Genomic DNA, 11,531 nt, shown 5'->3' with positions numbered 1-11,531 from the left:
GTGCCGACCGTGGCTCAGAGCAGCACCGAGACCGACTGGGTCTCCCGTTTCGCGGACGAGGTCATTGCGGAATCGGAACGGCGTGCGCCTGGGAAACCGGTGGTCGTCGCCTCGGGTCTCTCCCCTTCCGGCCCCATCCACCTGGGGAATCTCCGTGAGGTCATGACCCCGCACCTGGTCGCGGACGAGGTGCGCCGGCGCGGGTACGAGGTCCGGCACCTGATCTCCTGGGACGACTACGACCGGTACCGCAAGGTGCCCGCCGGGGTCGAGGGCGTCGACGAGAGCTGGGCCGAGTACATCGGCCGCCCGCTGACCTCCGTGCCCGCCCCCCAGGGCTCCCCGCACGCGAACTGGGCCGAGCACTTCAGGGCCGCGATGGTCGCCTCGCTGGCCGAGTTGGGCGTGGAGTACGACGGGATCAGCCAGACCGAGCAGTACACCTCGGGCGTCTACCGTGAGCAGGTCCTGCACGCGATGCGCCACCGGGCCGACATCGACGCGGTGCTCGCCCAGTACCGCACCAGGAAGGCCCCGGCGAAGACGTCGCAGAAGCCGCTCGACGAGGCCGAGGTGGAGGCCGCCGAGGGCTCCGGCGCGGCGGGCGAGGACGACGGCGCGGGTTCGTCCGGCTACTTCCCGTACAAGCCGTACTGCGGTGGCTGCGGCAAGGACCTCACCACCGTCACGGCGTACGACGACGAGACCACCGAGCTGACGTACACGTGCTCGGCCTGCGGCTTCGCGGAGACCGTCCGGCTCACCGAGTTCAACCGGGGCAAGCTGGTCTGGAAGGTCGACTGGCCGATGCGCTGGGCGTACGAGGGCGTGATCTTCGAGCCCAGCGGGGTCGACCACAGCTCCCCCGGCTCGTCCTTCCAGGTCGGCGGGGAGATCGTGGGGATCTTCGGCGGCGAGCGGCCGATCGGCCCCATGTACGCCTTCGTCGGCATCAGCGGCATGGCCAAGATGTCCTCGTCCAAGGGCGGCGTCCCCACCCCGGGCGACGCGCTGAAGATCATGGAGGCGCCGCTGCTGCGCTGGCTGTACGCGCGCCGCAGGCCCAACCAGTCGTTCAAGATCGCCTTCGACCAGGAGATCCAGCGGCTGTACGACGAGTGGGACAAGCTCAGCGCCAAGGTGGCCGACGGCTCCGTGCTGCCCGCCGACGCCGCCGCCCACTCCCGGGCGGTGCGCACGGCCGCGGGTGAGCTGCCGGTGACGCCGCGTCCGCTGCCGTACCGCACGCTCGCGTCCGTCGCCGACATCACCGCCGGGCACGACGAGCAGACGATCCGCATCCTCAGCGAGCTGGACCCGGCGAACCCGCTGGCCACGCTGGACGAGGTCCGGCCCCGGCTGGACCGCGCCGAGTACTGGATCACCAGCCAGGTCCCGGCGGACGCCCGGACGATCGTGCGCGCCGAGCCGGACCGTGAGCTGCTGGACACGCTGGACGACGAGGGCCGCGAGTCGCTGCGGCTGCTCCTGGAGGGGCTGGACTCGCACTGGTCGCTCGACGGGCTGACCACGCTGGTCTACGGCGTGCCGAAGGTCATGGCGGGGCTGGAGCCCGACGCCAGGCCGACGCCCGAGCTGAAGGTGGCGCAGCGGACGTTCTTCGCGCTGCTGTACCGGCTGCTGGTGACCCGGGAGACCGGGCCGCGGCTGCCGACGCTGCTGCTCGCGGTCGGCGCGGACCGGGTGCGGACGCTGCTGGGCGCGTAACGCGCCATCGGGCCGGGCGGTCCGAGGCGTCCGGGGTGTCCGGGACGCGGCGGCGGCCCGGACGAGGCGTCCGCGCGGGACGGTGACGGCCCGTCCGGGACGCGGCGGCAGCCGGACCCGCACGGCACAGACACGGCACAGGCACGGCACAGGGGCCGGGCGCTCTCCTTCGGGAGGGGCCCGGCCCCTTGTCGTGTCCGTACCCGGGGCGCCCGCGGACCCGTGGGGCTCCGGGTGGGTACGCGGGACACGCCTGACTCCCTTCAGCGGCGAGATCCACCGGAATGTCGCATTTTCATGATCCACTGGTGGTCGTCTTATCCGATCCATGGGGGGCTGCCCAGGTGAAGGAGTCGGAGTGCGGACACTGCGCGGACTGAGGGCCCTGGCGCTCTCGCTGCTCCCGGCGGTCACCCTGCTGAGCGGCCCGGAGGCCGCAGGCGCGGAGCGCCCCGGGCCCGCCGTACGGCGGCTGCCCCTGACGGACGGCGCCTTCGGACTGACCGCGACCGATCACCGGCCCCTCGCCGACGAACTGGCGCGGACCCGGCTGACCCGGCGGGTGAGCCTGGCCGACGTGCTCGACACCGAGCTGACGACCGACTCGCGGGGCCGCCCCGACGGCTGGCTGGGGCTCCGCCGGATGCGGGCCTGCGCGGGCGCGGAGGCGCTCGCCCTGCCGCCGGTCAGCCGCCGGGCCGCCTGGTGCTGGGACTCGTCCCACCGGGACGACACCACGATGGAGTGGCTGCCGCAGGGGCTGAGCAGCACGGGCACCGCCGACGGCGGCGACGGCGCGATCCAGCGGCGCTCCGCCCTCGCGATCGCCTGGCACCACGAGAACCCCGGCCGCCCCGCCGCCGGGTGCCGGAGTCACAATCTGCTGCGGCTGACCCTCATCGACCACGCCACCCGCCGCTACCGCCATGTGCTCCTCGTCGAGCCGACGGCGGCGGGGCCCTCGTCCACGGGGGCGGGCGGGCCCGGTTTCCGCTATGTCACCGGCCACGGCGGCGGGGTCGTCTGGTACGGGAACCATCTCTACGTCACCGACACCGTCCGGGGGCTGCGCGTCTTCGACCTCGGACGGATGGCGAAGGTCGACACCTACGGCTCCGGTGTCACCACGTACGGCGTCGGCGCCGACGGCCGCTCCAGCGCCTGCGGCTATCCGTATGTCGTCCCGCAGACCCATACCTATCGGCAGGACGCGGCCGTCCCGGCGGGCGGCTGCGGGACCCGGGGCGCCGGAGGGCGGCCCGCTCCGCGCGCCCTCTGCTTCTCCTGGCTCTCCCTGGACAAGAGCGGGTCGCGGACGGCCACCGCCGCCGGAGGAACGGGCGGAACGGGTGGAACGGGCGGCTCCGGAGGAACGGGAGGGGCCGGGGCGTACCGGCTCGTCGTCGGCGAGTGGTACGGCTCCGTCCGCGGCGCCCGGGTGGTCCGCTACCGCCTCAACCCCATGAACGCGCCGTCCGCCCCCGGGCTGCTGCCCCTGACCGGCGGCCGGGCGGTGCCCGACGACGCCTACACCGCCGACCGCTACACCGGACTCCAGGGCGGTATGACCTGGACGGACACCCGGGGCGTGCTCAACTTCGCGTTCCACAAGGGCTGCGAGACCCTGCCGAACATCTTCGCCCGCACCTGGCTGGGGGACACCCGCCCCACGCTCACCACCGCCTGTCAGACCCGGGACGGCAGCCCGGACGGCATCCACCCCCGGGGCAACTGGGCCGCGGGCACCGTCCAGGCCCTCAGCCACTGGCCCCGCCGCGACGGCCGGGCCGTGGACGAGCTCTGGGGGCTGACCGAGAAGGTCTGTCCGCCCGGACGCCGGACCGCCCGGGGCGGGCCCCTGCCGCTGCGCGATCCGCTGGACGCCTGCTCCGCGCAGTACGGCGACCGGCCGCTGTCCCTGCGGACCGTCTTCGCGGTCGGCTTCCACGACCCGCTGGTGCAGGGCCGCCACTGAGCACGGGCGCCGGTGGTCACAGGGGGCGGCCCCGGGAGTCGTACAGACCCAGGAGCCGCCCCCGGCCCGTGGAGAGCCCCGCGACGACCGCGACCGTGGACCGGGTGACGAAGATCTGGGTACGGAACGCGAGCAGCGCGGTGTCCCCGGTCCGGGCCTCCCGGGGGCGGGCCGGGGCCGCCAGCAGCCGGTAGTAGTCGATGTGGTCCGGGGGCGCCGGGAGCACCGGCAGCCGGGTCCCGGTGCGCGGCAGCAGGGCGGTGCGGGCCCGCCCCCGGGCGTAGAAGCCGCCGCCGAAGAGGGCGGGGCGGCCGTCGGCCAGGGTGTGGGCGACCTCGGTGACATACACGTACGCGGGCCGTTCGGGCTGGTCCTGGTCGGCGGCGTGCAGCGGGGTGGTGCCGGTGAGGGCGTGTCCCGGCTCCCCGTGGGTGGCCCCGGCGGCGGCGAGCAGCGGCAGCACGGCGGCGCAGGTGGCCCCCGGGGCGCTCAGCAGGAGCCCTTCATGGCCCCGCGCGGTCAGCAGCGCGACGGCGGCCTGTGCCGCGGCGAGGTCGGGTGTGGCGGACGGCTGCCCGGTGACCGGGTCGCAGCGGACGCACGGGAAGGCGGTGACGCCCGCGATCCGCACCCCCGGCAGCCGCTCGGCGGCCTCGGCGAACTCCGTCAGGGCGGTGAGCGGTACGCCGCCCTCCTGGCCGGGGTGGCCGGAGCCGGGCCCGTTCTCCAGCCGTACGAGGACGTCCTGCGTCCACCCGCCGCGCCGGGCCGCCCGGCCGACCGCGCGGGCGCCCGCCAGGTCGAACACGGTGACGGCCAGGGGCCGCAGGGCCAGCAGCCCGCCGAGGGCGCGCACGGGGATCTGCGAGAGATGACCGAGGTTGCCGGGGCGGGCCCCGGCCGCGTCCAGCGCACGGGCCTCGGCGGCGTCGATCGCCGCGTACCGGGGGATGTGCCGGGCCACGGCCCGGATCAGCGCGGGGTTGCGGCCGAACTGCTTGACGACGAACCAGAGCCCGAGCCCGAGCCGCTCGGCCCGGTCCGCGAGCAGCGCGGCGTTGGCGTCGACGGCGTCGAGGTCCAGGACATAGGTGTCGGGCGGGATGCGCCCCCGCCGGTGCAGCGCGGTGGCGGCCCCGGCGAGCGCGGGATTGCGACGGAGGACGACATCGAGGAACACGCCGGCCCCGCCCCTCAGCACCGGGGCGCGGCGGGCCCGCCGGGGGCGGTAGGGCCCGCAGGGCCGTCCGGCGCCGTGGCGCCGCCGGGGGCCGGTGGGCGGTCCTGGGTCCCTGTACCGGGGGACCGGCTTGGTGGGGTGTCCTCGTCGGGTGCGCCATGGCTGCCGGGGGCCGGGAGGCCGCTCGGGCCTGGGGGGCTGTCGGGTGCGGCGGGCCCGCAGGGGGCCGGGGGGCAGCCCAGGGCCGGTGGGCGGTCCTGGGCCCCTGTACCGGGGGAGGGGCCAGGTGCCCCAGCGCTGCCGGGCACGGGTCGACTGCCGGGTGCCGGGGGGCCGTTCGGGGCCTTCGTCCCGGGGGAGTCGCCGGGTACCGCAGGGGTGGCGGGTGCCAGGGAGTTGCCGGGTGGTGGTGCGAGGTCCGGTGCCGGGGGGCCGTTCGGGGCTGGGGTTCCGTCGGGTGCGCCATGACGGCCGGGGGCTGGGGGCCCGCCGGGTGTCGGTCGGCTGCCCGGGGCCGGTGCCGGTGCCGGTGGGCGGTCCTGGGTCCCCGTACCGGGGGAGTGGCCCGGTGCGGTGGGGCCGCCCGGCGCCGGAGGGTCGCTCGGGAACGGGGCTTCGCCGGGTGGCGCATGCCGATCGGGTGTCGTGGCGCTGCCCAGTTCCCCAGCGCCACCGGGTGCCGGGGGCTCGCCGGGTGGCGCAGGGCCGTCCAGCGCGGTGGGGCCGCCGGGTGGTGGTGTGGGGTCCGGTGCCGGGGGGCCGCTCGGTGCTGGGGTTCCGTCGGGTGCGCCATGATGGCCGGGGGACGGGAAGTGGTCCTGGGGCTCTGTACGGGGGGACCGGCCCGGTGCGGTGTCCCCGCCGGGGGCCGGAGGGGCGCCGGGAGTCGTATGGCGAGCGCTTCCGGGGGCCGCGGGCGCGCCCGACGCCGGGGAGTGGTCCGGAGTGCCGCCGGGGCTCGGGGAGGTGCCCGGTGGGGTCAGTGAGGCGATGGCGCGGCGCAGCAGGTCGACGACGAGGTCCGCGCCCGCTCGCATCGGGTTGACGCGGACGGCCCAGTCGGCGAGCGCGGGCGCGTCCTCCAGGCAGGAGCCGGAGAGGCGGTAGACCAGCGGGGCGATCTCGTAGCGGGAGTTCGCCCCCACGGGGTGCGGCGCCGCACCCAGCCGGGCCGCGGCAGCGGGCAGCTCGCGGGCGAGCGGGCGCTCCAGCCGCACCAGCAGACAGCGGTCCTGCGCGTTGGCGACGGCGACCTCCGCGACCCCGGGCGCCTCGCCCGCCCGCAGCCGCTCGGCGACCTCCTCCGTGACCTGGGACTGGATGGACCACATCACCGGGACGTGGGTGAGCGCGCGCAGTGCGTCCAGCGCCTGGTGGCCCTGGACCTGGCCGCCGCCGGAGTAGTTGTCGGAGCGGATCCGGTCGATCAGATCACGGGCGCCGACGACCGCTCCGACCCCCTCGGGGCCGTGCAGCTTGAAGAGCGAGAAGCAGGACGCGTCCGCGCCCAGTTCCACCCCGCACGCGGGCACCCGCAGCGCCGCGTAGTTGTCGTCGACGATCGTGCGGACCCCGGCGGCCCGGCACGCGGCCACGGTCGCGCCCACGTCGTACGCGTCGCCGAGCCGCTGCCGCGTGTGCTGGATGTACGCCCAGCGCACGGAGGGCAGTACGGCGGCCAGCGCCGCCGGGTCGCCGTAGTCGGCGGCGACGGTGCGGACCGCCATGCCGACGAGGGTGGTCCGGGTGGTCGGGTAGAGCGGGGCCGTGTGCACCAGCAGCCCGCCGGGGGTCGCCGGGCGGATGCCCGCCGCGTGCAGCGCCGCCCGGATCGCCCCGGTGCCCGCGCCCTGGACGAGGGCCGCGTCCTCGGCGCCGAAGAAGTCGGCGAGCACCGCCTCGACCTTGGCGGTGGTCCGGGGCCGGCCGGGACCGGGAACCACTCCGGCGTCCGCCGTGAACAGCTCCTGGCCCTCGAAGTGGCCGGTGACGCACTCCAGGAGCTGGAACTGACGGGCGATCGCGTCCTGGAGCGGCACGGTGGGCAGGGGGTGGGTCCGGGGGAGGGACACGGGATCGGTGACGGTCATCGGGCGTCCTTGGGGGAGGGGTCCTGGAGCGGAGGCCGAGGCGGAGCCGGAGGAGGGGACGGAGACGGGGACGGAGGCGGAACGGGGGCAGGGCGCGCGGGCCCCGGGTCGGCGCCGGTGAGCAGCCGCAGCGGATTGCGGCGGGTCAGCAGGTCGATCAGCGCGTCGTCGGCCCCGGCGGCGCGCAGCCGGGGCAGGAAGACGCGGAAGAGGTGCCCGTACCCCTGGCCGCCCTCGGACCACAGATAGCGGTGGCGGGAGATGTCCCCGCTGAGCAGCGCCCGGTCGGCGTGGCCCGCCTCCAGGAGGGCCAGCAGCAGCCGCAGCCGGGTGGTGTCGCTCCCGTAGTCCTCCTTGCCGACGGTGTCGAACGCGACGTACGCGCCGGTCGCCGCCAGCTCCCGGTGGACGGCGGGGGAGTCCAGGAGGTCCTGGTGGCCGATGCTGACACGGTCGGGCGGCAGTCCCTCACGGGTGAGGAGGGCGAGTTGCGCGGGGCCGCCCCGGCCGAGGTGGGCGTGGGTGGCGACGGCGAGACCGGTGGCGAGCGCGGCCCGGGCGGCGGCCCGCAGCACCCGGGTCTCGGGCTCGCTCGGGGTCTCGCCGTGGCTGCCGACCTCGCCGATGATCCCCGGGAGGACGGGCCCGGCACCGGTCCCGGCCGCGGCGGGGACGGCGCCCGCGGCGGCGCCCGTGGTGATGCCTGCGGCGGCGCCTGTGGTGATGCCCGTGGTGATCTCCCGGATCAGGACGTCCGCCAGCTCCTCGACCCCGGCGCCGTTCACCTCGGGGGTGTGGAACGGCTCGTAGTACCAGCCGGTGGCGGCGACCACGGCGACGCCGGACGCCCGGGAGATCCGCCGCAGGGCCGCCGGGTCCCGGCCCATGCCCCGGCAGGTCGGCTCGACGACGAGGCCGAGGCCGTACTCCTCCCGCAGCCCGGCCAGCTCGGCGGCCACCGCCGGGGCGTGGCGGGCGTCGAGCACGGCCGCGCCCTCCCCCGTCCGGTCCAGGTCCAGGGCCAGATGCTCATGGGCGAGGACCGGGCCGGTGACCGCGTGACCGGGGAGCGGCCCGGTGACCGTACGGACCTGCGGTGGGGCCGGTGGGGCCGGGCGGGTGGCGCGGTCCATGGTGCGGGGCCTCCGGAGGGGAGCGGCGGTACGGGCGCCGCGGTCAGGCGGCCACCGGGGTGAACAGGCCGAGCCAGTGCAGCAGATTGAGCAGTACCCCGCCCGCGAGGACAGCGGCGGGCGCGGCGGCCATCCGGACCAGTGGCCGTCCCATCGCCTCGTTCAGCAGATAGAGCCCGCCGACGATCAGGATGCCCAGCCCGCCGCCCATCGCGTTCGCGGCCATCAGCGAGCCGAAGAGGATCGCCAGCAGCAGGGTCTCGGTGATCGCCCCGCGCAGGTGCTCGGAGGAGTCCCGGACGGTCGGCAGCCGCCCGAGCAGTCGGCCGAGCGCGGACAGGGCCAGTACCTCGACGGTGAGGACGAGGGCCCCGGCGCCCGCCGCGAGCAGCGCGCTCGGCATCAGATAGCCCAGCGGGTAGACGAAGGTGAAGCCCGCGATCGCGTACGCGCCCGAGGCGAGCGCGGTGGTGGCGATCAGCGGCAGAAAGCCGAAGGCGCGGTAGAAGTCGACCTGGGCCGCTTCGGTGTGCTCGCCCTTGGCGATGAGGAAGCTGGTCGCCTCGCCGCCGCCGAAGACATGGCTCTGGGCGAGGACGGCGACCCCCGCGCCGAGCAGGGCGAAGAGCGGGAGGAAGCGCCGCAGCCGGGCCGCGCCCGCGCTGAAGAGCGAGGCCAGCGGGTCGGCGGCGGCACCGGCGGCACCGGCGGCTCCGGAGGTGGGCCGGGTGGCCTGGGCGGCCGCCTGCTCGCGGCGCAGCCGCAGATCCCGGGCGACGGCGAGCGAGACGAGCAGCAGCACCCCCACGGCCATGGCGAGCGCCCCGGCGAACATGTTCGGCCAGAGCTTCATCGTCGCCACGACCAGGGAGAGTTCCAGGGCGCCCGCGACGGCGCCCCAGGCCCGGCCGAACTGCCGGACGATCGCGAGCACCGGGAAGAGGGTGAAGAGGAAGAGGATCGGCGTCGACATCTGCTGCATCGCGGTGAGGAAGTCGACGGGCAGGTCGTGCGCCAGGTCGTTCGCCCCGTCCAGGCCGAAGACCACCACCGCGCCCCACGCCGCGCCCAGCAGGAGGGCGAGCACACGGCCCGGGGCGAGCAGCCCGAGGACATCGGTGGGGAGGAAGAGCAGCCAGGGGTTGAGGACCCCGCTGGAGAGCGCCATCGGCGCCCCGAGGCCGAAGACGAAGCCCGCGGAGAGGCCGAAGGCGACGGCGGCGGTGGCGTTGCGGGTGGTCCGGCCGTGGACGAAGTCCAGCAGGAAGGGGCGGACGCCGTCGTTGAAGACGGCGAAGGCCAGATGGGAGACGAGCGCGGTCAGCGCGCAGAGGCCGATCACCGTCCCCTGCTGGAACGCGGTGAAGTCGAGCCCGGCGGGCGGCGGCGCGGGGACGGGGGCGGCGGCGATGGGGAGGTGCACGGGTCACTCCACTCCGGTTGCCGGGCGCGGTGGGCAGGTCGGGTCCTGGCCCGCGGTGTGTACCGGGGCTCGCGCGGCGCGCTGTGCCACGACGCGGGGGCGCGCTGTGCTCGGGCCGGGCGCGCCGTGCTCAGGCGCGGGCGGCGGCGATGGCGCGTCCGATGGCGGGCGCGACGGCGTCGATCCGGTCCAGGGAGAAGCCGAAGACCCGTTTGCCGTCCGCGAGCAGGGCGCCGACCTCGGTCTCCGTGGGGACCGAGCGGCCGAAGGTGTGACAGGTCCCCTGGCCCAGCAGGCCGACGAGCACCCCGAGCGAGGCCCCGGCGCCGGTGTGGCACGTTCCGAGGTAGTAGTCGGCCCCGCCGGTGGTGAGCCGCCGCGCCGCCTCCAGATCGTTCGAAACGGTGATCTCGACGCCGTCGAGGGCGAGGGCGCGCAGCGCGTCGGCGGTCTCCGTCCTGCCGAGACCGCCGGTGAGGATGTTCATGAGGGCTCCGTCCTGGCGGCGGTGCCGCCGGCTCAGCGCTGGGTACGGATCGGACCGGTACGAGGGCTCAGGGCGCGGGCTGTGCGGTGAGGACGGCCAGGTGCATCCCGAGGAAACGGACCTCGGACTCGGGCAGGGCCGCCCCCAGCGCGCGTTCGGCGCGGCGGGCCACCGCGCGGGCGCGTTCCAGGGCGTCCGGACGGCCGCCCAGCTCCGCCGTCAGCAGCGCGTCGGCGGGGTCGTCGGTGATCGGTTCGCCGTCCAGGAGCCGGGTGAGCGCCAGCATCAGATGGCTCGTCAGCACTCCGGCGGTCGTCTCCGTGACGGCGCGGCCCTCGTCGGCGAGGGCCCGCAGTTCGGCGGTGACGAAGTCGGCCACCTCGGGCCGGACCCGGCCGCCCGCGCGGAACAGGCGGATGCGCTCGGCGAGTCGGTCGTCCATGGGCAGCACCTCCCGGCCCGGACAGTAAACCGGATTCCCGCCCCGGTGCCGAGGGCGGCGGCGTCCCCGGTGTGGCGCGGGGACTGCATCCTTCGGCCTACCCCAGGTTCCGTCGTGGGCATGACGTTTCCACCGGTCCCGCGCGGGACCGTGGAGGCATGAAGAACGAGATCCTTCTGACCATCGGCTGGGTCACCGCGATCCAGGGCGGCCTCGGCGCGGGGGGTCGGCTGTTCGGCGAGGGCCCCTGGGGGCTGCTGCACCGCTGGTGGGACGTGCCCACCTCCGGTTATCTCGCCCTGCTGCTGGTGGGCGCGGTGCTGGCCGTGACCGGCGAGAGGGCCAAACGCGCCCGGACTTGACCCTCGCCCGGTCACTCGGCCGGGCGCCCGGGCGCCCGGTCCCTCGCCCGGTCCCTCGGGCCGGACCCCCGCCGGTCCTCCGGGGGCGCCCTCGTACCTCATTCCCGATTCCCGTCCGCTCCTCGGACCTGACGCTCCGCCAGTCCCCGGCCCGGAGCCCGGGGCCCGGGGCCGGACGCCTGCAGGGCAGGTGCCCTCGCTCTTGACGCCTGTCCGCTCCTCGGTCCTGACGCTCCGGCGGCCCCCGGTCCGGCTCCGGTCTCCGCGACGGAAGCCCGCTCCGGTCCGCGGCCTCGTTCCGGTCCGCGGCCTCGTTCCGGCTCCGGCTCCGGCCCGTCCACAGCGGCGCGCCGGGCTCCGGCACCGGTCAGTGCCGACAGCGGTGTGCCGGACCCGGGCTCCGGTCCCTCGGTCCTGACGCCCGCCCGCCCCTCGGGTCTGACGCCCCGGCAGCCCCGTGCCGGTGGCGGAGGCCCGCGTCGGGCCTCGGCCCCCGTCCGGCTCCGGCCCGGCTGCCGGGGAGCCCCGCCGGACCCAGGCGCGCGGCCCCGGTGCTGGTCACCGGTGGTGGGCCGGGTCTGCGGCAGCGCGCCGGGCTCCGGGGCCGGCACGGGTCCTCGCTATCGGTCCGGGCCCGGTGGCGCGCCTGGGCTCCGGCACCGGCCGGGCCCGGCGGCGGCGTCCCGGGCCTGGGCTCCGGTACCCCGGGCT

Annotated in this window: 8 protein-coding genes and 1 pseudogene; 3 read left to right on the top strand and 6 right to left on the bottom strand. The window is 76.2% G+C overall.

Going from position 1 to position 11,531, the window contains the following annotated elements:
* Both lysS and CRV15_RS10900 read left to right on the top strand, forming a co-directional pair.
* A complete protein-coding gene (gene lysS / locus CRV15_RS10905; protein ID WP_009997267.1) occupies window positions 1-1,728 on the top strand; it encodes a lysine--tRNA ligase in 1,728 nt (575 codons plus the stop codon).
* Between the two features lie 358 nt (window positions 1,729-2,086).
* Entirely contained in the window at window positions 2,087-3,703 is a 1,617-nt protein-coding gene (locus CRV15_RS10900; RefSeq protein ID WP_009997268.1) for a hypothetical protein, read from the top strand.
* Window positions 3,704-3,719: 16 nt separating this feature from the next.
* Here CRV15_RS10900 and CRV15_RS10895 read toward each other — a convergent pair whose 3' ends face one another.
* From CRV15_RS10895 to CRV15_RS10870, 6 genes and pseudogenes are all read right to left on the bottom strand, one after another.
* Complete coding sequence (locus CRV15_RS10895; RefSeq protein WP_009997269.1) at window positions 3,720-4,883, bottom strand: alanine racemase; 1,164 nt, start codon at window positions 4,881-4,883, stop codon at window positions 3,720-3,722.
* A 971-nt stretch (window positions 4,884-5,854) separates the two neighbouring features.
* Window positions 5,855-6,973, bottom strand: a pseudogene (locus tag CRV15_RS36670) (aminotransferase class V-fold PLP-dependent enzyme); the annotation flags it as partial.
* On the bottom strand, window positions 6,970-8,106 hold the full coding sequence (locus tag CRV15_RS10885) for a phosphotriesterase family protein (protein ID WP_003961450.1): 1,137 nt from the start codon (window positions 8,104-8,106) through the stop codon (window positions 6,970-6,972). The gene CRV15_RS10885 and the pseudogene CRV15_RS36670, both read right to left, overlap by 4 nt.
* 43 nt (window positions 8,107-8,149) lie before the next feature.
* The gene (locus CRV15_RS10880) at window positions 8,150-9,529 is read right to left on the bottom strand and encodes a YhfT family protein (protein WP_003961451.1); all 1,380 of its coding nucleotides are present in this window, start codon (window positions 9,527-9,529) and stop codon (window positions 8,150-8,152) included.
* A 130-nt stretch (window positions 9,530-9,659) separates the two neighbouring features.
* Entirely contained in the window at window positions 9,660-10,016 is a 357-nt protein-coding gene (locus CRV15_RS10875; RefSeq protein ID WP_003961452.1) for a DUF2620 domain-containing protein, read from the bottom strand.
* A 67-nt stretch (window positions 10,017-10,083) separates the two neighbouring features.
* Window positions 10,084-10,458 carry a PRD domain-containing protein gene (locus CRV15_RS10870; RefSeq protein ID WP_003961453.1) on the bottom strand — a complete coding sequence of 125 codons (375 nt, stop codon included), beginning with the start codon at window positions 10,456-10,458 and terminating at the stop codon, window positions 10,084-10,086.
* Between the two features lie 158 nt (window positions 10,459-10,616).
* Between CRV15_RS10870 and CRV15_RS10865 the strand changes: the two genes are divergently transcribed.
* Complete coding sequence (locus CRV15_RS10865; protein ID WP_009997270.1) at window positions 10,617-10,820, top strand: hypothetical protein; 204 nt, start codon at window positions 10,617-10,619, stop codon at window positions 10,818-10,820.
* Window positions 10,821-11,531: the final 711 nt, after the last annotated feature.

Source organism: Streptomyces clavuligerus (assembly GCF_005519465.1).
Taxonomy (GTDB): Bacteria; Actinomycetota; Actinomycetes; order Streptomycetales; family Streptomycetaceae; genus Streptomyces; species Streptomyces clavuligerus.
This window is presented reverse-complemented; position numbering and strand designations above follow the sequence as displayed.

What these genes read in the sequence shown, in the direction of transcription:
- CRV15_RS10885 (WP_003961450.1), bottom strand. Translation starts at nt 8,106, where the DNA reads ATGGACCGCGCCACCCGCCCGGCCCCACCGGCCCCACCGCAGGTCCGT.
- CRV15_RS10875 (WP_003961452.1), bottom strand. Translation starts at nt 10,016, where the DNA reads ATGAACATCCTCACCGGCGGTCTCGGCAGGACGGAGACCGCCGACGCG.
- CRV15_RS10870 (WP_003961453.1), bottom strand. Translation starts at nt 10,458, where the DNA reads ATGGACGACCGACTCGCCGAGCGCATCCGCCTGTTCCGCGCGGGCGGC.
- CRV15_RS10865 (WP_009997270.1), top strand. Translation starts at nt 10,617, where the DNA reads ATGAAGAACGAGATCCTTCTGACCATCGGCTGGGTCACCGCGATCCAG.